This is a genomic window from Rhizobium sp. PK7-22, assembly GCF_056530405.1.
On sequence record NZ_CP096514.1, the window covers coordinates 2640118 to 2666269 of the forward strand.

The 26152-nt window shown below is 61.5% G+C and carries 31 protein-coding genes, 1 tRNA gene and 2 riboswitches; of the genes, 21 read left to right on the forward strand and 11 right to left on the reverse strand.

The genetic code is table 11. The features are described from left to right. The first annotated feature begins 193 nt into the window (after window positions 1-193). The 4 genes from M1E10_RS17635 to M1E10_RS17650 all read left to right on the forward strand — a co-directional run bounded on the left by M1E10_RS17635 (window position 194) and on the right by M1E10_RS17650 (window position 4502). The gene (locus M1E10_RS17635) at window positions 194-688 is read left to right on the forward strand and encodes a peptide deformylase (RefSeq protein WP_499174108.1); all 495 of its coding nucleotides are present in this window, start codon (window positions 194-196) and stop codon (window positions 686-688) included. Between the two features lie 62 nt (window positions 689-750). Then, the gene (locus M1E10_RS17640) at window positions 751-1248 is read left to right on the forward strand and encodes a BON domain-containing protein (RefSeq protein WP_499174109.1); all 498 of its coding nucleotides are present in this window, start codon (window positions 751-753) and stop codon (window positions 1246-1248) included. Window positions 1249-1715: 467 nt separating this feature from the next. Continuing rightward, complete coding sequence (locus tag M1E10_RS17645; protein WP_499174110.1) at window positions 1716-2756, forward strand: tetratricopeptide repeat protein; 1041 nt, start codon at window positions 1716-1718, stop codon at window positions 2754-2756. 405 nt (window positions 2757-3161) lie between these two features. Then, on the forward strand, window positions 3162-4502 hold the full coding sequence (locus M1E10_RS17650; protein WP_499174111.1) for an O-antigen polymerase: 1341 nt from the start codon (window positions 3162-3164) through the stop codon (window positions 4500-4502). Window positions 4503-4551: 49 nt separating this feature from the next. On the opposite strand, the gene M1E10_RS17655 is transcribed toward M1E10_RS17650, so the two are convergent. Beyond that, window positions 4552-4636 (reverse strand) — tRNA-Leu (locus tag M1E10_RS17655). A 211-nt stretch (window positions 4637-4847) separates the two neighbouring features. On the opposite strand from M1E10_RS17655, the gene lipB reads away from it, so the two are divergent. From lipB to sugE, 7 genes are all read left to right on the forward strand, one after another. Further along, window positions 4848-5570 carry a lipoate-protein ligase B gene (lipB, locus tag M1E10_RS17660; RefSeq protein ID WP_499174112.1) on the forward strand — a complete coding sequence of 241 codons (723 nt, stop codon included), beginning with the start codon at window positions 4848-4850 and terminating at the stop codon, window positions 5568-5570. A gap of 275 nt (window positions 5571-5845) precedes the next feature. Continuing rightward, on the forward strand, window positions 5846-6424 hold the full coding sequence (locus tag M1E10_RS17665; protein WP_499174113.1) for a hypothetical protein: 579 nt from the start codon (window positions 5846-5848) through the stop codon (window positions 6422-6424). Window positions 6425-6537: 113 nt separating this feature from the next. Continuing rightward, window positions 6538-7665, forward strand: coding sequence for an S-(hydroxymethyl)glutathione dehydrogenase/class III alcohol dehydrogenase (locus tag M1E10_RS17670; protein WP_499174114.1), 1128 nt, complete (start codon window positions 6538-6540; stop codon window positions 7663-7665). Next, window positions 7665-8123, forward strand: coding sequence for a GNAT family N-acetyltransferase (locus M1E10_RS17675; protein ID WP_499174115.1), 459 nt, complete (start codon window positions 7665-7667; stop codon window positions 8121-8123). Before M1E10_RS17670 ends, M1E10_RS17675 begins: the two co-directional genes overlap by 1 nt. After that, window positions 8120-8584 (forward strand): DUF188 domain-containing protein, encoded by a 465-nt coding sequence (locus tag M1E10_RS17680; protein ID WP_499174116.1) that lies wholly within the window; start codon window positions 8120-8122, stop codon window positions 8582-8584. The genes M1E10_RS17675 and M1E10_RS17680 overlap by 4 nt, the downstream gene beginning before the upstream one ends. Next, entirely contained in the window at window positions 8581-9414 is an 834-nt protein-coding gene (gene fghA, locus M1E10_RS17685; RefSeq protein WP_499174117.1) for an alpha/beta hydrolase family protein, read from the forward strand. The genes M1E10_RS17680 and fghA overlap by 4 nt, the downstream gene beginning before the upstream one ends. A gap of 124 nt (window positions 9415-9538) precedes the next feature. Next, window positions 9539-9856 (forward strand): DMT family transporter, encoded by a 318-nt coding sequence (gene sugE, locus M1E10_RS17690; protein ID WP_499174118.1) that lies wholly within the window; start codon window positions 9539-9541, stop codon window positions 9854-9856. 3 nt (window positions 9857-9859) lie between these two features. Here sugE and M1E10_RS17695 read toward each other — a convergent pair whose 3' ends face one another. From M1E10_RS17695 to crcB, 5 genes are read right to left on the reverse strand one after another with little or no spacing between them, the layout of a single operon-like run. After that, window positions 9860-10351, reverse strand: coding sequence for a hypothetical protein (locus M1E10_RS17695; RefSeq protein WP_499174119.1), 492 nt, complete (start codon window positions 10349-10351; stop codon window positions 9860-9862). A gap of 55 nt (window positions 10352-10406) precedes the next feature. Continuing rightward, window positions 10407-11195, reverse strand: a complete 789-nt coding sequence (locus M1E10_RS17700; protein WP_499174120.1) for an ATP12 family chaperone protein — start codon at window positions 11193-11195, stop codon at window positions 10407-10409. An 8-nt stretch (window positions 11196-11203) separates the two neighbouring features. Next, the gene (locus M1E10_RS17705) at window positions 11204-11857 is read right to left on the reverse strand and encodes an HAD family hydrolase (protein ID WP_499174121.1); all 654 of its coding nucleotides are present in this window, start codon (window positions 11855-11857) and stop codon (window positions 11204-11206) included. Next, complete coding sequence (locus M1E10_RS17710; protein WP_499174122.1) at window positions 11854-12843, reverse strand: RluA family pseudouridine synthase; 990 nt, start codon at window positions 12841-12843, stop codon at window positions 11854-11856. The genes M1E10_RS17705 and M1E10_RS17710 overlap by 4 nt, the downstream gene beginning before the upstream one ends. A 39-nt stretch (window positions 12844-12882) precedes the next feature. Beyond that, the gene (gene crcB, locus M1E10_RS17715; RefSeq protein WP_499174123.1) at window positions 12883-13260 is read right to left on the reverse strand and encodes a fluoride efflux transporter CrcB; all 378 of its coding nucleotides are present in this window, start codon (window positions 13258-13260) and stop codon (window positions 12883-12885) included. A 118-nt stretch (window positions 13261-13378) separates the two neighbouring features. Between crcB and M1E10_RS17720 the strand changes: the two genes are divergently transcribed. After that, window positions 13379-13651, forward strand: a complete 273-nt coding sequence (locus M1E10_RS17720; RefSeq protein WP_499174124.1) for a hypothetical protein — start codon at window positions 13379-13381, stop codon at window positions 13649-13651. A gap of 108 nt (window positions 13652-13759) precedes the next feature. Here M1E10_RS17720 and M1E10_RS17725 read toward each other — a convergent pair whose 3' ends face one another. Together M1E10_RS17725 and M1E10_RS17730 are read right to left on the reverse strand one after the other, a co-directional pair. Further along, window positions 13760-14737 (reverse strand): copper chaperone PCu(A)C domain-containing protein, encoded by a 978-nt coding sequence (locus tag M1E10_RS17725; protein WP_499174125.1) that lies wholly within the window; start codon window positions 14735-14737, stop codon window positions 13760-13762. A 66-nt stretch (window positions 14738-14803) separates the two neighbouring features. Beyond that, window positions 14804-15178 (reverse strand): hypothetical protein, encoded by a 375-nt coding sequence (locus M1E10_RS17730; protein WP_499174126.1) that lies wholly within the window; start codon window positions 15176-15178, stop codon window positions 14804-14806. Between the two features lie 167 nt (window positions 15179-15345). Beyond that, a riboswitch (glycine riboswitch) is annotated at window positions 15346-15433 on the forward strand. Then, a riboswitch (glycine riboswitch) is annotated at window positions 15434-15520 on the forward strand. A gap of 68 nt (window positions 15521-15588) precedes the next feature. Between M1E10_RS17730 and gcvT the strand changes: the two genes are divergently transcribed. The 8 genes from gcvT (at window position 15589) to M1E10_RS17770 (ending at window position 23082) form a co-directional block, all read left to right on the forward strand. Then, a complete protein-coding gene (gene gcvT / locus M1E10_RS17735; protein WP_499174127.1) occupies window positions 15589-16725 on the forward strand; it encodes a glycine cleavage system aminomethyltransferase GcvT in 1137 nt (378 codons plus the stop codon). A 20-nt stretch (window positions 16726-16745) separates the two neighbouring features. Next, window positions 16746-17108: a glycine cleavage system H protein gene (gene gcvH, locus M1E10_RS17740; protein WP_499174128.1), complete on the forward strand. Its 363-nt coding sequence runs from the start codon at window positions 16746-16748 to the stop codon at window positions 17106-17108. Beyond that, a complete protein-coding gene (gene gcvP / locus M1E10_RS17745) occupies window positions 17105-19969 on the forward strand; it encodes an aminomethyl-transferring glycine dehydrogenase (RefSeq protein ID WP_499174129.1) in 2865 nt (954 codons plus the stop codon). Before gcvH ends, gcvP begins: the two co-directional genes overlap by 4 nt. Window positions 19970-20678: 709 nt before the next feature. Further along, window positions 20679-20888, forward strand: a complete 210-nt coding sequence (locus M1E10_RS17750; protein WP_029618104.1) for a cold-shock protein — start codon at window positions 20679-20681, stop codon at window positions 20886-20888. Between the two features lie 414 nt (window positions 20889-21302). Beyond that, window positions 21303-21551, forward strand: coding sequence for a 30S ribosomal protein S21 (rpsU, locus tag M1E10_RS17755; protein WP_029618103.1), 249 nt, complete (start codon window positions 21303-21305; stop codon window positions 21549-21551). 57 nt (window positions 21552-21608) lie between these two features. Continuing rightward, entirely contained in the window at window positions 21609-21809 is a 201-nt protein-coding gene (locus tag M1E10_RS17760; RefSeq protein WP_499174130.1) for a hypothetical protein, read from the forward strand. Between the two features lie 150 nt (window positions 21810-21959). Continuing rightward, on the forward strand, window positions 21960-22094 hold the full coding sequence (locus M1E10_RS17765) for a hypothetical protein (protein WP_499174131.1): 135 nt from the start codon (window positions 21960-21962) through the stop codon (window positions 22092-22094). A 316-nt stretch (window positions 22095-22410) separates the two neighbouring features. Beyond that, the gene (locus M1E10_RS17770; protein ID WP_499174132.1) at window positions 22411-23082 is read left to right on the forward strand and encodes a DUF922 domain-containing Zn-dependent protease; all 672 of its coding nucleotides are present in this window, start codon (window positions 22411-22413) and stop codon (window positions 23080-23082) included. A 95-nt stretch (window positions 23083-23177) separates the two neighbouring features. Here the strand turns inward: M1E10_RS17770 and M1E10_RS17775 are convergent, their stop codons facing one another. Both M1E10_RS17775 and dusA read right to left on the reverse strand, forming a co-directional pair. Beyond that, a complete protein-coding gene (locus tag M1E10_RS17775; RefSeq protein ID WP_499174133.1) occupies window positions 23178-23948 on the reverse strand; it encodes a PRC-barrel domain-containing protein in 771 nt (256 codons plus the stop codon). A gap of 105 nt (window positions 23949-24053) precedes the next feature. Further along, on the reverse strand, window positions 24054-25085 hold the full coding sequence (gene dusA, locus M1E10_RS17780) for a tRNA-dihydrouridine(20/20a) synthase DusA (protein ID WP_499174134.1): 1032 nt from the start codon (window positions 25083-25085) through the stop codon (window positions 24054-24056). Window positions 25086-25217: 132 nt separating this feature from the next. Between dusA and M1E10_RS17785 the strand changes: the two genes are divergently transcribed. Next, the gene (locus M1E10_RS17785) at window positions 25218-25745 is read left to right on the forward strand and encodes a gamma carbonic anhydrase family protein (protein WP_499174135.1); all 528 of its coding nucleotides are present in this window, start codon (window positions 25218-25220) and stop codon (window positions 25743-25745) included. A gap of 56 nt (window positions 25746-25801) precedes the next feature. Here the strand turns inward: M1E10_RS17785 and M1E10_RS17790 are convergent, their stop codons facing one another. Further along, window positions 25802-26089 carry a hypothetical protein gene (locus M1E10_RS17790; protein WP_499174136.1) on the reverse strand — a complete coding sequence of 96 codons (288 nt, stop codon included), beginning with the start codon at window positions 26087-26089 and terminating at the stop codon, window positions 25802-25804. Between the last annotated feature and the right edge of the window lie 63 nt (window positions 26090-26152).

Here is a 26152-nt window from a genome sequence, read left to right on the forward strand (position 1 = left end):
CCCGTCTGATCCGCGCGGGCCTGAGAATGGCCGGCAGAACCGTAATGTCAACAACCGGATAGAGGTGCGCCGTCTGCCCGCACCGGCTCCCTGCTAGACGAAATGCCGATGCCGGTCCAGCACCCGTGCCGCAGATGCTTGAGAGGCACGCGATGCCGGCGTATGAAACCGGCAAAGCGCAGCAGAGGCAGCCATGGCCCTACGTTTCATCCTTCGATACCCCGATGCGCGCCTGTCGCAACCGGCCGAGCCAGTCGCATCCTTTGGCCCCGCCCTCCGGCAACTCAGCGACGACCTGCTGCAGACGATGCGGGCAGCACCGGGCGTCGGTATCACCGCGCCGCATATCGGCGTGCCGCAAAGGCTCGTGGTGCTGGATCTGCCGCAAGAGACGCCGCGGACCTATGTGAACCCGCAGATCCTGTCTGCGTCGCAGCAGACTGCCCGTCACATGGAGGGAAGCGTCTCGATGCCGGGGGCCACGGAAGAGGTGGAGCGTCCTTCAAGCATTCGATTCCGCTATCAGGATCTCGAAGGTGTCATCCACGAAGAGGATGCCACCGGGTTCTACGCCGTCTGCATCCAGCACGAGATCGACCAGCTGGACGGCATCTTCTGGCTGAAGCGCCTGTCGCGGCTGAAACGCGAGAGGCTGATCCGCCGCTGGCAGAAGCAGTCAACCGGCTGATCGTCTCGAACCATTCCTTCCGCCGGACGTTAGAAAGCCGAACCGTCCGAAAGGAGACCCCGATGGCGACCAAGAAGATTCCCACCGACACGACGCGCGAGGAAGACTACCGCGACTACGACACCCGCAACATCGACGACGGCTGGCCCTACGCAGACCCCGCCGGCGCCGCCGCAAAGCCCGTGGGCAACGCCGCCTATGGTGATCCTAACGCCAATTTCGACCGCGACCGCAACCGCGGGTATCACGTCGACACCGTCGACAAGCAAGGCTTCGAGGAGCGCACGCCGGACAGCGTGCTGCCCGGCACGGATGGCTTCATTGCGTCAGACGATGTCGAAGAGCGCGTGACCGAGGCGCTGGACAACCTGGGTGATGTTCCGATGGACAGCATCGACATCCATGCGCAGGACGGAACGGTCACGATCGAGGGCGTCGTCGACGACGCCGACGTCTCGCACCGCATCACCACAACCGTGCGTCAGATCAAGGGCGTCCGCCAGGTGATCAACAAACTGAGACTCGCCGGCGTCGACACCCATATTCCGACCGACGATTGATGCGTCCTCCCTTCCGCCGCGAGCAAGGCTGCTCTCGGCGGTGGGGCAGTCGCAACCTAATGGCGTTGGTGGCATAACGGGCTTTGTTGGACCAACTATTGCGTGTCGCTTCTGAATATGCCCAGACCAATTTGGAGACACACCTCGTCGTGTTGTCGGGCTGGAACGATGTGATGTCGGCATTGCTCCAAGTGGGATGGAACCACGTTCACAGACGAAAGGGAAACGACTAAGCCAGCCAACAAACTGAGATTTGCCTTTTCCATACCCACCGTCCGCGCAGCAAAGGCAATAACGAAATTGTGGAGATTATCGCTTGATAACTGCGAGACGATATCACACGATGGAATCCTAATACTTTATGAACGGCTAGTTACCTCGACCAAACTAAGAAAATCGAGAGATACCCGCCGATTCTAGGGATGATCTACAGCGACTTACGCATAGATGCCATTAGGAGGCCAAAGATGAAACTGACTTTTCTCGTAGTGTCACTCATTCTCGCCACACCCTTGTCAGCCGTTGCTCAGAGCACGGCTGGCCAGCAGGCACCCTCCATTCCAATGGCTGAAGTTCAGGCAATTATAGCCGAACAACAGACAGCAAGGTCGTCCGAGGCGATATCCGCCCTGGAAACCCTGGCTGCACAAGGGAATGCCGAGGCATTGATGCTACTCGGCGATATTTTTTCCAATGGCACGCTGGCTCAAGTAGATGGCGCCAAAGCGGTGGACTTTTATCAGCGTAGCATTGATGGCGGCGCAAAATTCGCACGCTACAAGCTTGCGGAAATCTATCGGCTTGGCGACATAATTCCCGAAGACAAAGCCAAGGCTGCCGAGCTTTATCAGGTATCGGCCAACGAGGGTCTGGCCCCAGCGAAAGTCAGATTGGGCTTGGCCTATATCCATGGTGAGGGCGTGGACGCGGATGTAGAACGGGGTCTCGCCATGCTACAGGAAGCCGCAGAAGCCGGCGACCAGATGGCGATGAACACGCTCGGAAATCTTTACTCGTCCGGAGAAGGTCCGGTCCAGGCCGACAACACGCAAGCTCTGCGATATTTCGAACGTAGTGCCGATGCAGGAAATGCGTTTGCAATGCTGAAGCTTGGAAGCATTTATCTGTCAGGGACAATGGCGGATTCCGATCCAGAGGAAGCAATGACCTATCTGAAGCGTGCGTCGGAAGCTGGCGTTCAGCAGGCTGATGTCATGATCGCAAACGGGCACATCGCTGGTCGATTTGGAAGGTCATCCGATCCTTCCGAGGGGATAAGCAAGTTGGAAGAACTGGCTGAGCAAGGTAGTTCGGAAGCACGTGCATCCCTCGCCGACGTCTACTATTTCGGCAGAAGCACAGCCAAGGATCCAAAGAAAGCGGTTAATATTCTTCAAGTTGCTGCGGACGAGGGCGATATTCTCGCTGCGCAGCGACTTATCTATTTCTACAGGGACGCCAGGAAAAGGAGTGGTCAGGGACGTAGGCAAAGCCAAGAAGCTCTTTGAGCGCGTAGCTGGGGAAATGCCTCCTTCCGTTGCTGCACGGGAAAGGGTTCTGCTCGCGGCAGCAGCAGCATCTGGCAGGCAGTCGCTGTCTGCAGTAACCGATCTACTTAGTGAGGTTCCGGAAGGAGACCAGGGTGCTGCTATTTCTGCGCTTCGGTTTACTAACCCAAATGCATTTGTTTATGTCGCTCAGAGTCGGTTGCAGGAGCGTGGGGTATATTCTGGCCCGCTAAACGGCTTCCTTACATCGTCAACAATTCGCGCTATCAATACGGTCTGCTCAAGTGATTGCCGCTTAGGGCCGCTTAATCCAGAATCTGTTCGCAACCTTTCCAAGGTACTAGCGGAGCGTCCATAGCACTGCCATCCTTGGCTCCCATAGTTCCAATTTTATAGGCCCGATTGATGGAGAGCATTTGGCTGCTGTTTGCAGTGAACCTTGCAATATGCGCATGGGGCATCCGCATCTCTTCGTCATCATCGATGGGCGTGCTAGCCAAGAGCGCGTTGAATCCAGTGCTTATCCTCTGGATTTTCCACTTATGCTGTAACGTTCTCTATGCAGCCTACGGAAATGAGCATTACGTCTACCACCCGCGCGCAACGTTTTATGCGCCAGCAGGAGACAGGCTCTATTCTTATGTTATTTTCACGCTTTTCTCTTTTGCCCTCGCTCTCGGCAATGCAGTGGCGTCAAGAGTTTCTAATCCGCTGAATGCAAGTCCCTACGCAAAAAACGAGGGGCTGCCAGCTCTGCCTCTCTTGCTGGCGAGCTTGTCGATCTCGGGCTTTGTGGTTCTGTATCTTGTAGTCGTCTTCAATGTCAGGAGCGCGTCCGACTTGCAGGCCCTAACTGCTGACCGCTTTGTCGCATATCGGGAGTCGTCATTCGTCATCTATCTGTTCATGCTCCCATTTCTGATATTCTCCGCTTATTGTTCAAAGTCCAGGTTCAAGCTGAGCTTCTTTCTATGCTTAGCACTTACATTTCTAGCAGCCATGGCGTCCGGCAATCGTATCAACATCCTTTCATTATTTTTTGCGCTGGGAGCCGCATTGACACTTCGAGGATGGCGGTTTCCTCGGCGCATTTGGCTCGCGTTCCCCATGCTTGGACTAGCTTCCGCTTACTCTCTTTACTTTTTACGCGGCTTTAAGGCGTATTCCTCTGTTAACGAGCAGGTGCAGCAGAGCGGGGGATGGGTTGATCTCCTAGTAAATCCATTTGAATTCCACTATCATCTTTCGCTCACCTCCATTGTTACTATGGGCTTGACGGAAAAGATCGACCGGATACCCGGCGAAGCCTTTTGGGCAGCGTTATTCCTGCCTGTGCCAAGGTCGATCATGCCTTTTAAGGGCCAATCGCCAAGCGCGCCATTTTCGGAAATCATCAACCCTGACGTTTGGTTCAGATTCGCAAGTCAGACAACGCTCGGCGTGTTTGGCGATGTCTACCTGGAGTTCGGACTGGTCGCCGGCAGCTTGGTGGTCTTCTTGCTTGGTTGGGTGTGGTATCGGCTATCCACCCCCAACCCCCGTCGCTCCATCGAAGTTCAAGCAATGGTCACGACTGCCATGCTCGCTCTAACAATTCTCTTCGTTAGGGCAGGCATCACTCAGATGGCTCAAATTTTCTGGTCTTGGCTGGCACTGCGGCTGATGTTGGCGCTGGTCGGCTCGGTCTATTCAAAGAAACCTGCGGTGAAGCAGACGAACAGATTGTCATCCGCCGCGAGGTCTTGAACCAAGAGATTTATCCTAAACAAAAAAAACCCGCCGAAGCGGGTTTCTTTGGTGCGGTCGAGAAGACTCGAACTTCCACGGGTTGCCCCACAGCGACCTCAACGCTGCGCGTCTACCAATTCCGCCACGACCGCATCGTGGTAGAGCCGGACGGGTCCGGCGAGGCAGCATCTAGCAAAAGGATTTGACCGGCACAAGGGCGTCGTGACAGATTTTTGAAGGATAACAATCCGCTCGCCGACATCCCATATGAAAGCCCCGTTCCGGCAGCTGCCCCACCCGGGATGGCGTCTTGTCTTGCCCGCTCTCCGGGGATTTGGCAGAAGGCCGTAGAAGGAGTTTTCCATGCTGGCGCGCACCGATCTAGACCATATCATGCATCCCCTGCCCGGCTCGCCGCCGGTGCGCTGGAGAATCACCGAAGGCCTGGTGCCCTACGAGGCGGCGGTCGCGGCGATGGAGGCGGAGGTTGGGGCCATTGCGGACGGTCGCGCCGACGAGTTGGTCTGGCTGCTAGAGCATCCACCGCTTTACACGGCCGGCACCAGTGCCGATGCGGACGACCTGATCGAGCCGAACCGTTTTCCTGTCTTTGCGACCGGCCGCGGCGGCGAATACACCTATCATGGTCCCGGCCAGCGGGTTGCCTATGTCATGCTCGATCTGAAGCGGCGCCGCCAGGACGTGCGGGCCTATGTGGCCGCGCTCGAGGAACTCATCATCCAGACGCTCTCCTCGATGAATGTCCGCGGCGAGCGGCGGGAGGACCGCGTCGGCGTCTGGGTCCGGCGGCCAGACAAGCCGCAACTGCCGGACGGCTCGGTCGCGGAGGACAAGATCGCCGCACTCGGCATCCGCCTGCGCCGCTGGGTGAGCTTCCACGGCCTGTCGCTGAACGTCGATCCCGATCTCTCCCACTTCTCGGGCATCGTGCCCTGTGGCATCAGCGCCTACGGCGTCACGAGCCTCGTCGATCTCGGCCTCCCGGTGATGATGCCGGATGTCGACATGCGCCTGCGCGAGGCCTTCGAGGAAGTCTTTGGGCCGGTTGTCGCAGACCCGCCCTGAGGCTCTCCGGCCGCGTCCCGCCTTGATACAGTCTTTCCGACAAAGCCGCCCATGATCAGCACCCGTTAACGCTGTCCATTGGTGCTCCGTCAAGACGTGGACCCTATTCTGCCGATGGCAGTTTCATGATGAAACGGAGAACAAGGATGAGCGATCTTCGCTTCTCTTTTCCGGCATGCGTTATCGCCGGAAAGGGTCGGATCAGGCCCGATGACGTGGGGCTCTTGCGACGCCACCTGTGGCCGGAAGGCATTCGCAGCCGCCAGGAGGCGGTCATGGCGCTGGCACTGCAGGAGTGCTGTGACAGCCATTGTCCGGAATGGGCAATCTATCTGGTCGAGTCGGTTACCGAATTTGTTGTCTGGCGCGCATCTCCCACAGGCGAAGTTTCGAACGAAACAGCCGGTTGGCTGCTCGAATGGCTGACGGACGCCGGAACGGTCTGGTCGCCGGCGGGCTTCGATATCCTGCTGCACGTCCTGGACGTTGCCCGCTCCGTTCCCAGCTTCCTGTCCGCCACCGTCCTCAATCAGGTGCGCCTGGCACTGCTTCCTGTACCGCGCGGCGCCTATGCACGCCGTCGCACCGGCGGGCATGCGTTCAGCAAGCATGATCTCGCCTTGGTCTGGCGGGTGCTGCGCAGCGGGCTCGACCGGGGCACGGTCAACCTGTCGCCCGCCGAACGCCAGATCCTCCATGAGATCGACCAGCTCGCCGCCCCGCACGAGCATCACCCCGCATGGCGGGAGATGATGAGGCTGGCAAGGCCAGAGACCGCAACGGGTGATATCCTGCAGGTCGAGAATTGGTCCGATCCGGCGCGGGCCGAACGGGTCAAAAACCGCGCCGCCTGATCGCCTTGCTGCAACCGATCGTGATGCCCGAGGTCTGCATGGCAACGCTTGTCGCTTGAGCCTGGTTTCGCGGCATGCGAAGGTCGCGCGGATTCGCATTGAGGAGAGATATCATGGATGTCCGCGCCGCCGTTGCCGTTCAGGCTGGCAAGCCGCTTGAAGTTATGACCGTTCAACTGGAGGGCCCCCGCGCGGGTGAAGTGCTGATCGAGGTAAAGGCGACAGGCATCTGCCACACCGACGATTTCACCCTTTCCGGCGCCGATCCTGAAGGCCTGTTTCCAGCCATTCTCGGCCATGAGGGAGCTGGCATCGTCGTCGACGTCGGCCCCGGCGTGACCTCGGTGAAGAAGGGCGATCACGTCATCCCGCTCTACACGCCGGAATGCCGCGAGTGCTATTCCTGCCTGTCGCGCAAGACCAATCTCTGCACCGCGATCCGCTCGACCCAGGGCCAGGGCCTGATGCCGGACGGCACCTCGCGCTTCTCGATCGGCAAGGACAAGATCCACCACTACATGGGCTGCTCGACCTTCGCCAATTACACGGTCCTGCCGGAGATCGCCGTTGCCAAGGTCAACCCCGACGCGCCCTTCGACAAGATCTGCTACATCGGCTGCGGCGTGACGACCGGCATCGGCGCGGTGATCAACACCGCCAAGGTCGAGATCGGCTCGACCGCCATCGTCTTCGGCCTCGGCGGGATCGGGCTGAACGTGCTGCAGGGTCTGCGTCTTGCCGGCGCCGACATGATCATCGGCGTCGACATCAACAACGACCGCAAGGCGTGGGGCGAGAAGTTCGGCATGACGCACTTCGTCAATCCGAAGGAAGTCGGCGACGACATCGTGCCCCATCTCGTCAACATGACGAAGCGCAACGGCGACCTGATCGGCGGCGCCGACTACACCTTCGACTGCACCGGCAACACCAAGGTCATGCGCCAGGCGCTGGAAGCCTCGCACCGTGGCTGGGGCAAGTCGATCATCATCGGCGTCGCGGGTGCGGGTCAGGAGATCTCGACGCGTCCCTTCCAGCTGGTCACCGGCCGCAACTGGATGGGCACCGCCTTCGGCGGCGCGCGCGGCCGCACCGATGTGCCCAAGATCGTCGACTGGTACATGGAAGGCAAGATCCAGATCGATCCGATGATCACCCATACGATGCCGCTCGAAGACATCAACAAGGGCTTCGAGTTGATGCACAAGGGCGAAAGCATCCGCGGCGTCGTGGTCTACTGATGCCTGCCAAACCCTACGACGTCGATCTGCGGAGGATGGAGGCATTCTCCGCGGTCGATCTCTACGCGATGCTGAAACTGCGTGTCGACGTCTTCGTGGTGGAGCAGGAATGCCCCTATCCGGAGCTCGACGGCAATGACGCCGACTGCCTGCATCTGCGGCTGCTGGCGGAGGGCGAACTGATTGCCTGCGCCCGCCTGTGGCGGCCGACGGCGGACCATCATCCGCGCATCGGCCGCGTCGCCGTCTCGCCCAGGCATCGCGGCAGGCGGCTTGGCGAGGCCCTGATGCGCGAGGCGATCGAGGCATGTGAGAGGCTCTATCCCGGCGAACCGATCGCGATTTCGGCGCAGAGCCATCTGCAGGCATTCTACGGCGCGCTCGGCTTTGCCGCGACCTCCGCTGAATACGTCGAAGACGGCATCCCGCATGTGGACATGGAGAGACCGGCCTCGTGATCTATGTCGATGCAGACGCCTGCCCGGTCAAGCCGGAGGTCATGAAGGTCGCCGAGCGGCACGGGCTGGAGGTGACGCTGGTTGCCAATTCCGGCCTGCGCCCCTCGCGCGATCCGATGATCCACAACGTCATCGTCTCGGGCGCCTTCGATGCCGCCGACGATTGGATCGCCGAGCGCGCCGGACCCGGCGACATCGTCATCACCGCCGACGTGCCGCTGGCCGGACGCTGTGTCCGCGCAGGCGCCCTCGTCACCGGCCCGACCGGCCGCGTCTTCGACGAAGGCAACATCGGCATGGCGACCGCCATGCGCGATCTCGGCCAGCACCTGCGCGAAACCGGCGAAAGCAAGGGGTATAACGCCGCCTTCAGTCCGCGCGACCGATCCAAGTTTCTCGAGGTGCTCGATCGGCTCTGCCGTCGCGCCAAAAGCATGACACCACCCGGAGACACGCCATGAAAGTCCTTTCCCAGAACACCGCCTTTGGCGGCATGCAGGGGGTCTTCTCCCACGACTCGGACGCCTGCCAGGGCGAGATGACCTTTGCCGTCTATGTACCCCCGAAGGCGACGCAGGAGCCCTGCCCGGTTGTCTGGTACCTGTCAGGCCTCACCTGCACCCATGCCAATGTCATGGAAAAGGGAGAATACCGGCGCATGGCCGCCGAACTGGGGCTGATTGTTGTCTGCCCGGACACGAGCCCACGCGGCAACGACGTTCCCGACGAGCTTACCGACTGGAAGATGGGCAAGGGCGCCAGCTTCTACCTTGATGCGACCGAGAAGCCTTGGGCCGAGCACTACCAGATGTACACCTACATCACGGAAGAGCTGCCGAATTTCATCGCCCAGCATTTCCGCGTCGACATGGATCGCCAGGGCATCTTCGGCCACTCCATGGGAGGTCACGGCGCCATGACGATCGCGCTGAAGAACCCGGACCGCTTCCGCAGCTGCTCGGCCTTTGCCCCGATCGTGCAGCCGTCGACGGCTGACTGGTCGGCTCCGGCGTTGGAGAAATATCTCGGCACAGACCGCTCGTCCTGGCGCGCCTACGACGCCTGTGCGCTGGTGAAAGACGGTGCCCGTTTTCCGGAGTTCCTGATCGACCAGGGCAAGGCCGACAGCTTCCTGGAGGACGGACTGCGCCCATGGCTCTTCGAAGAGGCCATCAAGGACACCGGCATCGGCCTGACGCTCCGGATGCACGAGCGCTACGACCACTCCTACTATTTCATCTCGACCTTCATGGACGACCACCTGAAATGGCATGCGGAGCGGCTGGCATAGTCGGCACTGGAAACCTTGTCGTCCCCATCGATCGGCACCATATCCGTCTTGGCAGACGGCTGCCGCCGGGTTTCCCGGTCACGATCGCGGGGACGGCCTCGCTCCCTTCACACGGAGTAAGACATTGGCCTGGATCCTTCTCACCCTTGCGGGACTGTTCGAAATCGGCTGGGCGATCGGCTTGAAATACACCGAGGGCTTCACCCGTCCGATCCCGACGGTCCTCACCCTTGTCGCCATGCTGATATCCGTGGTGCTTCTGGGGCTTGCGATCCGCACGCTGCCAGTCGGCACCGCCTATGCCGTCTGGACAGGCATCGGCACCGTCGGCACGGTCATCCTCGGCATGGTCCTGTTTGCCGAGCCGGCGACCGCGCTTCGCCTCGGCTGCATTGCCATGATAATCACCGGCATCATCGGGTTGAAGGTGGCCGCCGGCTGATCTCTAGCGGCCGGAAGACAGCGCCGTCGCCAGTGTCGATCGGCGCTCGCCCGAGAGCTGGAACTCGGCCGCAACCCGTTTGGCGATTCGTTCCGCCAGCAGGAGATCGACACCACCGGCGTTCAGCGAATAGACGACCACGCTGAAGCTGCCCTCCGCGATCACCTCGCCATTGGCAACGGAAACCGCCTTCACCGAGACGGCAGCCTCGCGCTTCCTGCCCAGAAGCACCGGCAGTTTCGTAAGGCGATGGATCCGGACAGTGAGGATCGTCCGTGGCAGGACCCGCTGGCGGACGGTGGAGAAGATCGCCTCGTTCACCAGCCGGTCTGTTTCGGCGACGACCACCGGCGGGATGTCCGACCTTGCTGCAACGAAGGCACCGCGAACATCATAAAGCAGCGACTCCGGACCGCGAGCGGCTGTCTCCAGCCGGAACGCCATCAGAAGCGGCAGAACTGCCATCAGCAGGCAAATGGGAAAGAGGCGGCGCATCGGGGTGTCCCGGGAACATTTCCCGGATCATGCCGCCTACAGAGTTAGCGAAGGCTTAAACCGCGGGCCGAAGGCTGAGGAAGGCTGCCGCCGACGCTTGCAGTTCCTCCTGACGCTTTGCGCGCCGCAGCTGCGCTTCCGGATCGACACCCCAGTGTTCATCCGTCCAGTCCTCGTCGAGGTGGGCAATCGACCACACTCCGTCCACCGAAAGGCGGTCTTCCGCAAATGCCAGTGCCAGGATTGCGGAACCGGTCAGAGTCGTCACCGTATGGAGACTGGCAAGCTCGATCGGCGTATCATATTTGCGCAAGGTCACGGCAAAGGCGGCAATCGCCTCGCGCGGCTGGTCCTGCGGCATGATGCCTTCGATCAGGATGAAGCGGGCACCAAGATCGTTGGCCGCCCAATCGATCAGCGGGTCCCAGCGCTCCGACTGGCGTGCCACGAGCTCATCCGGGCCATCGGCCCGGTAGCAGAGGAGGTCGCTCGAGGAAAATCGCAGGATATCCTCGAAGACCGCCTGCGGATCGATCGCCACGCCGTCGATCGCAGTGTTGACGAGCTTCGTCACCGGCATGGTCACCGGGTCAATATGCTCCACCTGGGCATCCCATTCGACGCGCATCAGGTCCGCCAGGGCAGCGGTGGGGACCACCAGAGCATTTTTGGCCGGCGTCCGTACCGGTCGACCGTCGAGATGAATGGCATAGCCTTCGTCCCCCTGGGCCACCGAGACATCCGTATAGAACCGCTTCGGCAGCGGGCGCTTCATCTGGATCTGGGCCCGGCGGGTAGGGTCGGGGTGGCTCAAGCCCTCCGGAAGGTCGAACAGTTCACGCATGGAATACCTCAGCCGATGTGGACAAGCAGTTCGCTCGGATGGTCAACGATGGCGTCGGCTCCCGCGTTCCAAAGCTCGTCCACCGCGGCATAGCCCCAGGAGACGCCGATGGCTGTCGCGCCGGCCGCCTTTGCCATCTGCATATCGTAGATGGCATCGCCGATCACAAGGGTGACGCCCGGTACCAGCCCTGTTTCGTCGCAACACTCGGTGACCATGGCCGGGTGCGGCTTGGAGGGACACTCGTCCGCCGTCCGGGACACGATGAAGTGCTTGTCGAAGCCGTGGATTTCCATCAGGTGATTCAGCCCCCGCCTCGACTTGCCGGTGACGGCACCGATCCGCAGGTCGTTCCGCGGTCCGATCGTGTCGATCAGCTCGCGAATGCCGTCAAACAGCGGCTCATGGAAATCGAGTTCCTTGCGCACGACCGAGAACAGCGACTTGTAGTAGGCCATCATCTCGACCTCTTCGTCGCCGGCATGCGGCCGGCCGAGCATCCGCGCGATGGCGATGTCGAGCGTCAGCCCGATGATCGCCTTGGTCTCCTCGAGTTTCGGCTCCGGCTTCTCGAAACGCAGGAAGGTCCGGCGCATGGTCTCGTGGATGAGGCTGGCACTGTCGACAAGCGTGCCGTCGCAATCGAAGAGGACGAGCTTCATTCGTCGTCTCTCCGCCCGTTCTCCATGTCGAGACCCAGCAGGTTCCAGCTCTGCACCATGTGCGGCGGCAAGGGCGCCGTCACCCGCAGCCGCCCGCCCTCGGGGTGTGGCACGTCGATGTGGCGGGCGTGCAGGTGCAGCCGCTTCTGGATGCCGCCCGGGAACGGCCAGTTGATGTCGTCGTCTTCATACTTCGGATCGCCGATGATCGGATGGCCGATGTGCAGCGCATGCACGCGCAGCTGGTGCGTACGGCCGGTATAGGGTTCCATTTCCAGCCAGGCCATCGTTTGAGCCGCGGTCTCGAGAACCCGATAGAAGGTCACCGCGTGATCGGCGCCGTCTTCGCCATGCTTGGCGATCCGCATCCGGTCACCGTCCGGTGTCGCTTCCTTCACTAGCCATGTGGAAATCTTGTCCTGGTGCTTGCGGGGCACGCCCTTGACCAGCGCCCAATAGGTCTTCTTGGTGTCGCGCTCGCGAAAGGCCGCCGTCAGCTTCTGGGCGGCGCCCCTGGTGCGGGCAATCACCAGCACGCCGGAGGTGTCGCGGTCGAGCCGATGCACGAGCCGGGGCTTCTCGCCCCTCGGGCTCGTCCAGGCGTCGAGCATCTGGTCGATGTGGCGCGTAACGCCCGAACCGCCCTGTACCGCAAGACCGGCCGGCTTGTTCAGCACGATCACCTTGTCGTCCTCATGCAGCACCATGCGCTGCAGAAGCTCGTAGTCGCTGGAATGCTTGAGGTCCTTGCCGGCGATCGGGCCTGCCTTCTTGGCATCAACGTCGAGCGGCGGAATGCGCACCGTCTGGCCCGGCTGAACGCGCGCGTCGGATTTGACCCGGCCGCCGTCGACGCGCACCTGACCGGAGCGCAGCAGCTTCTGGAGCGCCCCGAAGGCAAGGCCCGGATAGTGAATTTTGAACCAGCGGTCCAGGCGCATGCCCGCTTCGTCCGCCTCGACGCGGATGTGCTCGATGCCTGCCATAATATTCTTTCTTCTTGTTCTGTCGCTTTTCGAGGCTGTTTAGAACATCGCCCGACCAAGCGCCAGCCCGGCCGTCACGGCCACAAGCGACACGGCAACACTTGCCACCACATAGGCGACCGCCGTTGTCACCGCACCGCGCTCGAAGAGGAGCAGGGCATCCAGCGAAAAGGCCGAAAAGGTGGTGAAGCCGCCGAGGAAGCCGGTGACCAGCAGGAGCCGCATTTCCGCCGGGGCATTCAGCCGGCGCGCAATGAACTCGGCCAGAAAACCGATCGCGAACGAGCCGACGACGTTGACGATCAGCGTTCCCCAGGGGAAAGCCGGGCCGAATTGCCGAAGGCTCCAGTGGCCGACGAGATAGCGCAGAACGGAGCCGGAAGCGCCGCCGAGGGCGACAAGGAGCATATTCGACATGATTGGTTGGCCCAACGAAGACAAAAAAATGACAGGTGGTTAAAATGCCGATTTGTTCCTTAACAGGGAACCAAGCCGCGCTGCATTAGGTTTTAACCTGGAGTAGTGGATTTAAGCGATGACCTTGGTTCTTTCAGTTTCAGCCAACACGGCGGCCTACGCATCGGATGCGATGAAGCCCGCTCGACGTCTGTCTGTGAAGGATCGGGCGGAAGACATCCGCCTCGCCGCCGACCGCAATGCCCTGCGGGCCGAGACAGGTGATCCGACGATCGAGCAACTGATTCCGGCAGCCGCCGTAGGCTTGGACCTACTATCGCCGGAGCAGCAGCCGGAGCAGCGCACCACGCTCGCTCAGGCGCAGGCCGCCTATCGCGACCTTGAAGACTGATCGTCACCAGACAGTCAGACCAGCAGCAATCGCGCGCCAGTCAGCCCGTGAATGTGATGGCTCGCAGCAACAAAGGCCGCGAGCATCTTTCTCGTTGGGAGAATGGCATCAGTTGTGCGAATGGCCGCCAGGCGCTGCCGAGGTCACCGGCAGGGTCAGCTGAATTTCGCCGGCCTTTTCGAACGTCAAGGTCACGGGCACCGTGTCGCCTTCGGCAAAGGGTGTCTTTACCTGCATGAACATCATGTGCAGCCCGCCCGCCTTCAGCTCCACCGTTTCACCGGCAGGCACCGGAATGCCGCTGTCGAGCTTGCGCATCTTCATCACCTCGCCCTGCATGGCCATCTCGTGGAGCTCCACCGTCCCGGCGGCCGGCGACGAGACCGACACGAGGCGGTCATCCTCGCTCCCATTGTTCTTGATGGTGACGAAGCCGCCGCCGACAGGCTGGCCCGGCAGCATGGCTCGGACATAGCCTCTGTCCAACTCGAGATCGCCGACCGAAGGAAGTGCGGCAGCCGCAGCCTGGCCGTGACCGCCATGCATCGCTTGATGATCGGTAGCCTCCTGGGCAACGACCGTGACGGTCGGTGCCGGGCTTTCCAGCGAATGCGGATCGGTGCCAGGCGCGGCGACCTCGGTCCAGGCGACGCTCGCATCGCTGCCGCACAACTGCGTTGCTGGGAAGGCTAGGACCGTGCCGACTTCAATGCCGGAAATTTTGCCGCGCACGACGAAGGTGTCGTAATAGGCGTCCGGCAGGTCTCCGCCCGTCCAACGGATCTCGACGGGTCCGCTGGTCACGGGAGTGCCGTGGTTGTCGTAGGAATGTGCGTAGTCGCCTTCGGTGATCTCAAGAGCCCAGCCAGGCTTCGGCTGCGGCTTGGCGAAGACGAAGCCTTCCGGCAGTTCCATGCGCACCTCGTTGGTCGCCTTGCCGTCGCACCCATGCGGCACCTGCAGCGACATGACGACGTAGCTTTCTGCCTTGACGGTGGATTCGATGAATGTGGCGTGCGCTTCTGCGCTGCCGGCTGCGGCTGCGCCGAGAATGGCAGACAGGGCCAGGGTTCTGATCTTGGTCATGATGATGGTTCCCTCCGGTCGTGGCCTTGCCTGCGCCGGGAGCGTTGCTGAATGAGTGACGGTCAATCAGCCGGCGAAGGGTGGGCCACGGGAGGTCGCGCGCGCCAGTGCGGTGAAGCCGAGGTTCAGCGAGGCAACGCAAAGCGGGTTGTCGAGGACGGCCGCCTCGCTCGGAAGATCGACGCCACCGGCAGGCGTCGGAAGGACGATCGAGGAGGCCAGGCGGCAGACTTCGCAGGCGGGAAGCGCGCCGTGCTGCTGCTCGTCATGTCCGGCCGCGCAAATGTCGGCGAAGCTGCCGTCCGGCAGCCGATACTCTTCACCATAGGACTCGAGCGGTGTCGCGGCCTGAACCGGCCTGTGGCCAAACCCGAGCGACAGGAACACCATTGCGCAGAAGACGCGCAGGATGTTCGCCGATGTCCAGTTGCTCGTGATCATGTCGGGTTCCGAAGCTCTCTGCTTCCGATATCCCACGGGGTGGCAAAGCGCAATTCGCGGCGACTGCTTCTTTGCGCCGCAGCCGGCACCCGAGGTCAAGCGACAAGAATCTTGCTGGCAGCGACATTTGACGCTTGCCAAGCAGTCGGCCTCACGGATAATGGGCGCCACGTACGTTGGGAGAAGCCGCTTTACTGCGGTGCCGAAGGAGCAACCGCCCCGGAAACTCTCAGGCAAAAGGACCAGCGCACGGCCTAACAGGACTCTGGAGAGAGGCCCCGTCGTCAGACAGGGCACGCCGAAGGGATAACAATCTCAGGCGACAAGGACAGAGGGGGCTCATGAACCGGGCGCATTCGCGCCTATGATTGAGCGACCGCGCCCTGCGCGTAACCTGGAGGCCCTTGTTCTTGGATAACAGCCCTACCCTGAAACAGACCCCGCTGCACGCCCTTCACCTTTCACTTGGGGCGAAGATGGTACCCTTCGCCGGCTACGACATGCCCGTGCAATACCCGGCGGGCGTGATGAAGGAGCACCTGCAGACGCGCAGCGCCGCCGGTCTCTTCGACGTCTCGCACATGGGCCAGGTCATCGTGAAGGCCGCCTCCGGCACCTATGCCGATGCAGCGATGGCACTGGAGCGGCTGGTGCCGGTCGACATCCTCGGTCTCAAGCAAGGTCGCCAGCGCTATGGTTTCTTCACCGACGACAACGGTCACGTCCTCGACGATCTGATGATCGCCAATCGCGGCGACCATCTCCTCGTCGTCGTCAACGCCGCCTGCAAGGAGGCGGATGTCGCCCATATGCAGGCGCATCTTCCCGGATGTTCGGTAACGCTTCTGGAAGACCGGGCGCTGCTCGCGCTGCAGGGTCCCAAAGCTGAGTCTGTGCTGGCATCGCTCGCTCCCGAAGTCTCCACAATGAAGTTCATGGACGTCCGTGACGTCGACCTTGCTGGTGCCGCCTGCATCGTTTCCCGCTCCGGCTATTCCGGCGAAGACGGCTTCGAAATCTCGGTTCCCGCCGACAAGGCGGAGGAACTGGCAAAGGCTCTTCTCTCCCAGCCCGACTGCGAGGCGATCGGCCTTGGCGCCCGCGATTCGCTGCGGCTGGAAGCCGGGCTCTGCCTCTATGGCAACGACATCGACACCACCACCACGCCGATCGAAGCATCGCTCGAATGGGCGATCCAGAAGGTTCGCCGTTCAGGCGGCGAGCGCGAGGGCGGCTTCCCCGGCTCAGAGCGCATTCTCGCGGAACTGACGGAAGGGACCTCGCGCCGTCGCGTCGGCCTGCGGCCCGAGGGCAAGGCCCCGGTGCGGGCCCATGCGAAGCTCTATGCTGACGCCGAGGGGCGTGACGAGATCGGCGAAGTCACGTCCGGAACATTCGGCCCGACGGCCGAGGGACCCGTGGCCATGGGTTACGTGCCCTCCGCCAGGTCCGAACCCGGCACCCAGGTCTTTGCGGAGGTGCGCGGCAAGTATCTGCCGCTCACCGTCACCGCTCTGCCCTTCATCACCCCCACCTACAAACGCTGAAAAATCCTCCGGAGAGAACCATGTTGAAATTCACCGCCGAACACGAATGGCTGAAGCTCGAGGGCGATGTCGCCACCGTCGGTATCACCACGCATGCCGCCGAACAGCTCGGCGATCTCGTCTTCGTCGAACTGCCGGACGTCGGCACTGAGCTTACCAAGGACGGCAATGCCGCCACCGTCGAATCCGTCAAGGCCGCGTCCGATGTCTATGCGCCGCTCGACGGCGAAGTCACCGAGGTCAACCAGGCCATCGTAGACGATCCATCCGTCGTCAACTCGGACCCGCAGGGCGCCGGCTGGTTCTTCAAGCTGAAGCTGAAGAACAGCTCCGATCTCGATGCTTTGATGGATGAAGCCGCCTACAAGGATCTCATCGGATGAGCGACAGCACCGACTTCCATTTCACCGACTACCAGCCCTATGACTTCGCCAACCGCCGCCATATCGGTCCCTCTCCGTCCGAGATGACCGACATGCTGAAGGTGATCGGATATCCAACGCTGGATGCGCTGATCGACGCCACCGTGCCGTCCACGATCCGCCAGACCGAGCCGCTGGCCTGGGGTGCGGCCCTGTCGGAGCGTGAGGCGCTCGACAAGCTGCGCGAGACCGCCAACCGGAACCAGGTGCTGACAACTCTGATCGGCCAGGGCTATTACGGCACCATCACGCCGCCGGTGATCCAGCGCAACATTCTCGAGAACCCTGCCTGGTACACGGCCTATACGCCTTACCAGCCCGAAATCTCGCAAGGTCGCCTGGAAGCTCTTCTCAATTTCCAGACGATGATCTGCGACCTGACCGGCCTCGACGTGGCCAACGCCTCGCTGCTCGACGAGGCGACCGCGGCCGCCGAGGCCATGGCGCTCTGCCAGCGCCAGGCGAAATCCAAGGCGACCGCCTTCTTCGTCGATGCGGCCTGCCATCCGCAGACCATTGCGCTGATCGAGACCCGCGCAGCCCCGCTTGGCTGGAGCGTCGTCATCGGCGATCCCTTCAGCGACCTCGACCCGGTCGACGTCTTCGGCGCCATCTTCCAGTATCCCGGCACCCACGGCCATGTCCGCGACTTCACCGGCCTGATCGCCCGCCTGCACCAGACGGGCGCCGTGGCGGCCGTCGCCGCCGACCCGCTGGCGCTGACGCTTCTAAAATCGCCGGGCGAAATGGAGGCCGATATTGCCATCGGCTCCTCGCAGCGCTTCGGCGTCCCGGTCGGCTACGGTGGACCGCACGCCGCCTATATGGCCGTCAAGGATGCCCACAAGCGCGCCATGCCCGGGCGTCTCGTCGGTGTCTCCGTCGATGCCCGCGGCAACCGCGCCTATCGGCTGTCGCTGCAGACCCGCGAGCAGCACATCCGCCGCGAGAAGGCGACCTCCAACATCTGCACCGCACAGGTGCTGTTGGCCGTCATGGCCTCCATGTACGGCGTCTTCCATGGGCCGGAAGGTCTCAAGGCGATTGCCCAGCAGGTCCACAAGAAGGCGGTGCTGATGGCCAAGGGGCTGGAGAAGCTCGGCTACGCCATCGAACCGCAAGCCTTCTTCGACACCTTCACCGTCGAGGTCGGTCACATGCAGGCGCTGATCCTGCGGGCAGCAGTGGCGGAAGGCGTCAACCTGCGCAAGGTCGGCGAGACGAAGATCGGCATGTCGCTCGACGAGCGCACCCGGCCGGCGACGCTGGAAGCCGTCTGGCGCGCCTTCGGCGGAAACTTCAGGGCCGGTGATTTCTCCGCCGAATACCGCCTGCCGAACGAACTCCTGCGCAAGTCGGAGTACATGACGCACCCGATCTTCCACATGAACCGCGCCGAGAGCGAGATGACCCGCTACATCCGCCGTCTCTCGGACCGCGACCTGGCGCTCGACCGGGCGATGATCCCGCTCGGCTCCTGCACCATGAAGCTGAATGCCACGGCGGAAATGCTGCCGATCACCTGGCCGGAGTTTGCCGACATCCACCCCTTCGTGCCGGCCGACCAGGCGCTCGGCTACAAGGAGATGATCGACGATCTCTCGGCCAAGCTCTGCCAGATCACCGGCTACGAGGCTTTCTCGATGCAGCCGAATTCCGGAGCCCAGGGCGAGTATGCGGGTCTGCTCACCATCCGCAACTACCACATCGCCCGCGGTGAGACCCACCGCGACGTCTGCCTGATCCCGACCTCCGCGCACGGCACCAATCCCGCTTCGGCGCAGATGGTCGGCATGAAGGTGGTGCCGGTGAAGGCAATGGAAAACGGTGACGTCGATCTCGATGATTTTCGCGCCAAGGCCGAACTGCATGCAGAGAACCTCGCCGCCTGCATGATCACCTACCCGTCGACGCACGGGGTCTTCGAGGAGACCGTTAGCGAGATCTGCGCGATCACACACAAGCACGGTGGTCAGGTCTACCTCGACGGGGCCAACATGAACGCCATGGTCGGCCTGTCCCGGCCCGGTGACATCGGCTCCGACGTCAGCCATCTCAACCTGCACAAGACCTTCTGCATTCCGCATGGCGGCGGCGGGCCGGGCATGGGACCGATCGGCGTGAAGGCGCATCTGGCGCCGCATCTTCCGGGTCACCCGCAATGGGACGGCCGGGAGGGCGCGGTTTCGGCAGCCCCGTTCGGCTCCCCGTCGATCCTGCCGATTTCCTGGTCCTACTGCCTGATGATGGGTGGCGAAGGACTGACGCAGGCGACGAAGGTGGCGATCCTCAACGCCAACTACATCGCAGCCCGCCTGAAGGGCGCCTATGATGTGCTCTACAAATCGGCGGCAGGCCGCGTGGCGCATGAGTGCATTATCGATACGCGCCCGCTCAGCGCATCGGCCGGCGTGACGGTGGACGATGTCGCCAAGCGCCTGATCGACTGCGGCTTCCACGCGCCGACCATGAGCTGGCCCGTCGCCGGCACGCTGATGATCGAGCCGACCGAATCGGAGACAAAGGCGGAGATCGACCGTTTCTGCGACGCCATGCTCACCATCCGCGAAGAGGCTCGCGCCATCGAGGACGGCCGCATGGACCGGGACAACAACCCGCTCAAGAACGCGCCGCACACGGTGGAGGATCTGGTCGGCGATTGGGATCGCCCCTATTCGCGCGAACAGGCATGCTTCCCGCCGGGCTCTTTCCGGGTCGACAAATACTGGTCGCCGGTCAACCGCATCGACAATGTCTACGGTGACCGCAACCTGGTATGTACGTGCCCGCCGATGAGCGATTATGCAGAGGCTGCGGAGTAAACGCCCGCCAGTTCTACGATGTCTGCGGGGGCCGGTACCGACCGGCCCTCCGTCTGCCTGCGAACGCCAGTCCCAATGCCAGGGGGCTGCATGTATATTAGCAAGCCCTGCACAAGCCACAAACTGTAGGTTATAATATCGATCGGCACGATCAGTCGCGACCTCGGTCGTCGTCATGAATATTGGGGCAGTCATGCTAAATAAAGGTACAAGCAATTCGGAAGTTGCGCTGAAATCTGACGACCTCGATCTTCTTCAAAGGTTCTTGGATGCCTGGTGCGAGGAGCATCACGTGGACCATTCCGACGATCGCGCGATCGAGGTCGCTTCTGCTCTCATAGACTGGTATAAGTCTGGCATGACGGATCGTGACTTGCTGAAGTCAAATCCGCCCGCCTTGTCTCCGAAGCCGGAAATGCAGCTTCTACTAAAGCGTCTTTCGTCGTACTAAAGCGATGCATCCGCCTGGCGCGGCATCAACTTGCGGTGACGGCGAGCGCAGCAGACAACGCGTTCATCCCCGGCGGAGCTTTCGGCATTTATTTACCGTCGGGACTTGTCTTGTGGAGTTTTGGCGCTATGTTAACGCTATCGAACTTTGCTAGCGACTTTTGTAGCCAGAATACGGCTGTTTCAGATTTCCTCGTCATCGTCGATTTTCAGATCGGTCTCTAAGACCGGGCCCACAGCGATTACAAGGATTATCGTGATGAACACAGGTACTGTAAAGTGGTTCAACAGCACCAAGGGTTTTGGTTTCATCCAGCCCGACAACGGCAGCCAGGACGTTTTCGTTCATGTTTCGGCTGTTGAGCGCGCTGGCATGCGTGGCCTGACCGAAGGTCAGAAAATCAGCTACGACATCGTCCAGGACAAGCGCTCCGGCAAGAGCTCTGCAGACAACCTGCAGGCTGCTTAAGGTTTTCATTGCCACGCGCAACCACGGATGTACTGGCGCGACGAGGCAGTGATAATGGAGGTCGGGAGCAGTCCCGACCTTTTGTTTTTGCGCATGAGAAGTCCGGCATTCCATCGCCGTTCGATTTCTTCGGCGAATATGGTCTGAAGAGCGGCACCGGCCCACAAAGGCGGGGCATCCGCATCTTTCCATTGACTCAGTGTTGCCGGAGGCGCAGAGCCTACACAATACACGCGTTCTGTTCGAAAACGACATTTCGGCTGGCGCATCATCGAAACTGAGATTGATTGTCTGGTTTCAACCGAGCTGAAGGGACAAGGAAGACCCGCTTCCCCTCCAGCGACATTCTCCTGGGTCGATCCGAAGGCGATTCGGATCAAGAAGTGACGGCCGATGGCCGGAAAGGAGCTATTTTTGCAGGTACTCGTCAGAGACAACAATGTTGATCAGGCACTGCGCGTCTTGAAGAAGAAGATGCAGCGTGAAGGTCTGTTCCGCGAAATTCGGGCACGCACTGCCTACGAAAAGCCTTCTGAGAAGCGGGCTCGCGAGAAGGCGGAAGGCATCCGCCGGCAGCGCAAGCTGGCGCGCAAGCAGATGCAGCGCGAAGGCCTGCTGCCAATGCCAAAGAAGAAGATCGTCGCCGGTCGTCCCGCCCGCTGACGCTATCACGACGCGGCCCTAGCGGCCGCGTTCACCGTTCATGCAGAGGAGCATGCCATGACCGCGACCAAGGACGAATTCTTCAAGCCGGCAAAGATGTCCGCTCAAGCAAAGGCTGAGCAGACAAATTCCGTTGTCCGTGACATTCTCGACGCCGAGACGACCGAGCGCGAGAAGAAGACGGAAAAGCTGAAAGCACTGCGCCTGTCCCAGCCCGCTCCGTCCGAATCACCCAAGAAGCGTGGTCGCAAGAGCTGAGGTTCCACGACAGGCGCCACATGCTGCTGCAAATCCATTCGTTGCTGTAATCCCATATCGATGGTCTCCTTTCCCTGCCCGTCACCTTTCCATTGACAGCGCAGTCCGAGGCGCTATTCGCAAAGACTGTATCGACGACAGGAGAGATCGATGGAACACCAAAACAAGAACGCTTTCTGGGACAAATTATTCGATACCGATTCGCAATCGGGCACTGGTCGATTCGTCGCAATCGTCGCCGTGTTCGTTGTGCTGGGTGGCGGCATATCCTGGCTGCTGTCCTGAACCCTTAAGCCGCACCGGCAGTCGACCGAGAAGCGCGCTGAGCCGCACCGCAGGAGCGGCTGCGTTGAAATCGTCGGCATTGCAGGGAAGGCCGATGCGCATCCTTCACGTCCATGCAAAGCAGCTCCAAATCCCATCTTCCGGTCCACCATGGCATCGCCGTTCGCGCCTGTGGTGTGCTGCCAGACGATCCCGATCCGACGTCTGTCGCTAGACAGCGCTTCTCCGGCCATGACATCGGCCAAGCCCAGTCAGAAAAGACATTTCGGCTATGGCAGCCCCTTCCCCTGAAAGCCGCTCCATCCTAGGGTTTGCCATGAACGACACACACCCGTACCTCCAGCCCCGCCATCCCGCTGCCGCCCTCTTCGCTGCGCCTCTGTTGGCAGCCCTCATCGCGGCCCCTGCCCGCGCGACGGAGAGCGGCTTTCCACCTGCGCCGTTGCCCCCCGCATCCGTGTGGCAGCCGGTCGAGGAAGTCCGGCCCTATGCCGTCAGCGGCAGTACCGGAATCGACCTCTACCGCTCGATCGGCGAGCGGGGTCCTGCTGCCGGGGTCGGCCAGGCGGTGGCGATCACCACCTTCAAACTCACATGGACCCGTGATTATCGCCCGCAGCCGGACGGTGCCTGTGTTCTCGCCGTCGCCAAGCCGAAACTCGTAATCACCTATACCCTGCCGAAGGCGTCGAAAAACCTCACCGGTGCGGTCGGCGAAAAATGGCAACGGTTCGTCGAGGGGGTGGAGAAGCACGAGCGGGTGCATGGCAGGCAGATCATCGACATGGTGCGCGGCATCGAGACCTTCAGTCGGGGACTGAGGGAGGAGAAGGATCCCAAGTGCACGAAGGTTCGCCAGACGCTGCAGGCGCGACTGAAGCAATTCTCCGACGAGCGCGTGGCGCAGAGCCGCGCCTTTGACCAGGTTGAACTGACAGAGGGCGGAGCCGTCCACCAATTGATATTGGCACTTGTGAACAGCCCCTGAATCCTACGCGTTTACTGCAGAACGGGATGCAAGAAGGCCCCCGCAGAAAACTGCGGGGGCCGAAGTCGAGACTTTACCGATGCGATAAGTCGTAATTATTCCTGCATCTCGCCGCGAACGCCTTCAAACGCAGGTGCGTCTTCAAGCTGCTGGCGGGTAACGTTGAGAACGATACGATCCGGAAGACCGTCTTCGCCGATCTCGATGGTTTCTCCGCCGGTGTTGGCGGCCATCTGGGCGTCATTGCCGGTGGCAGGCATACCGGTGCCGGTGGTCGTGTTGCCGGTGGCAGCGGTATCGTTGGTCATGGCTGTACCCGTGCCGGTCGTGGCGGTGCCAGTAGCTGGCGCGGTAGCCGTGGTGTCCGTCGCGGCGGTCGTTTCAGCCGAGACGTCGTCGTTCATCGTCGAAGCGGCCTGATCGGCTTCAGCCTGGGTTGCACCTGGGCCGAGCTCGAGAGCGGTCATGTCGACCGCGACGTCTTTTTCGCCGATACCGAGGAAGCCGCCGACGCCGATGATCACGGCGTTGACGGAGCCGTCCTGGCTGACAAGCACGTCGTTGATCTCACCGATGCTTTCGCCATCGGTGCCGTAGACTGCCTTGCCCTGGAAATCGCTGACGCGCCATGCGCCGGTTTCCGGAACGGTCACGAACGGACCTTCAGTCATGCTGCTCGCATCTGAGGACTGACCCATCGGTGCAGCAGTCGTTCCGGCGGCGTTGGTATCGTTGGTCATTGTACCTTCCTGCGCGGCACCAGGTGCGGCAGGAGCGATTGTAGCAGCGCCATCGTTCGTCTGCGCATAGGCACCCAGCGGGAAGGCCGCGGAGAGAAGAAGGATGGAAAGCATACGCTTGGTCATGTTAGGCTCCTTTGCCGTGAAGAGGACAATGGAATAACAATTGTCGCGCCGGATGGTTCCAAACATGGGATCCGGCCGGATTGACCTGCGGTCGCTTCTCCGCCCTCAGCCAACCTGACGCTGCTCTGCCGCCTGATGCTTTGGCCCTGCCGCAACATCGACCGCGGCGAAGGCTGCGTCGATAACCTCCGGCCCTGCGCCCGGCTTCGTCGACTCCGTCGACAGGATCTGCCGATACCGCCGTGCGCCGGAAAGTCCCTGGAAGAGGCCGACCATGTGACGGGTGATATGGTTCAACCGTCCCCCTGACGTCATGACACCCTCTGCATAGGTTTTCATCGAGTCGCGGATCGCCAGCCAGTCTGTCTCCCGGTGGGGAGCGCCAAAAACTCTTTCGTCGACTTCGGCCAGAAGTCCGGCATTCTGATAGGCGGCGCGGCCCAGCATCACTCCATCCATCCGTGCCAGATGTTCGCCAGCCTGCTCCAGGTCCGTAATGCCCCCGTTGATACCCAGGAACACGTCCGGATTTTCCTGCTTCATCCGGTAAACGAGCGCATAGTCGAGCGGCGGGATGTCGCGATTTTCCTTGGGTGACAGCCCCTGCAGCCAGGCCTTGCGGGCATGGATCCAGATGGCGTCCGCCCCGGCCCCGACCACCCGTGCCAGGAAATCCGGCAGCACCGCCTCCGGCTCCTGGTCGTCCACACCGATGCGGCACTTGACCGTCACCGGCACGGAGGCCACTGCCTTCATGGCGGATACACAATCGGCGACGAGCTCCGGTGTGCGCATCAGGCACGCGCCGAACGTACCCGACTGAACCCGGTCCGAAGGGCAGCCGACATTGAGGTTGATCTCGTCATATCCGTAATCGCTGGCGATCCTCACCGCCTCCGCAAGCTTGCCGGAATCGGATCCCCCCACCTGCAGTGCCACCGGATGCTCCGCCGGCGAGAACGACAGCAACCGGTCCCGTGGCCCGTGAATGATGGCATCGGCAACCACCATCTCGGTGTACAGCAGCGCATGATCGCTCATCTGCCGATGGAAATACCGGCAGTGCCGGTCCGTCCAGTCGATCATAGGTGCGACGGCGAAGATCTTGCGGCCATTCTTCAGGGCATCAGCGTACATCGACTACCTTTCGTTCGCGTCGCTCATACAACAAGTGCGGCGTCATCGCTAGTTTTGCCAAAGCTGACGGAAGCGCTAGTATCGGCAACCGCGTCGGCAGCATGCCCCGGTCGCACCAAGGAAGGAGAAAACATGCCGCTCTACGCTCTCGGCGAGCTTGCGCCGAAAACCCCTGCCCCCGGCCGTTACTGGGTTGCTCCGAATGCCACCGTGATCGGCGACGTCGATATCGGTGAGGACGTCGGGATCTGGTTCGGTGCTGTCTTGCGCGGCGATAACGAGCCGATCCTGCTCGGCGCCGGCACCAATATCCAGGAAGGGGTGATGATCCACAACGACCTTGATTTCCCCGTCAGCATCGGCCAAGGCTGCACCATCGGTCACCACGCCATCATCCATGGCTGCACAATCGGCGAAAACTCGCTGATCGGCATGGGCGCCACCATTCTCAATGGCGCGCGGATCGGCAACAACTGCCTCGTGGGCGCCAATGCGCTCGTCACCGAAGGAAAGGTTTTTCCTGACAATTCACTGATCGTCGGTTCTCCCGCGAAAGCCGTCCGCCTGCTGGACGACGCGGCAGTGGCAGCGCTGAAAAGATCAGCCGCACACTACGTCGAGCGATGGAAGCTGTTTGCACAGGAGCTGCGTCCGGTCTGAACACGAGTGCCCCCTTGTCGCAGGACGACAACGGGGCAAGGGCTTTTCAGCAGGTTCTACTTGATCTTGAGAAGCAGGATCTTGCCGGCCATGGTGATGCCATGTGCCGATTCCTCAGGAGCGACGTCTGGATCAACCGGCTTCAACAACCCGTGCTCGCGCAGCTCCGTTAGCGTCGTGGTCGTCAGGAACTTGATCTTCTGTGGTCGCTCCTTGAAACGGTCGGTCCTCGCGTAGGTAATTTCCGCATTGAGGTGCGTCCACTTCTTTCCGACCTGCGGATAGACATCGCCGTCCTTGGCAAGTTTGAGGCCGCGGATCTGGGTCGGCGTTAGTTCAATCATGTTCTCGTCTTTCGTCAGTCGGATCGGTTATGGCCGTACGGCGATCGTAACGGCCAGCCGAAG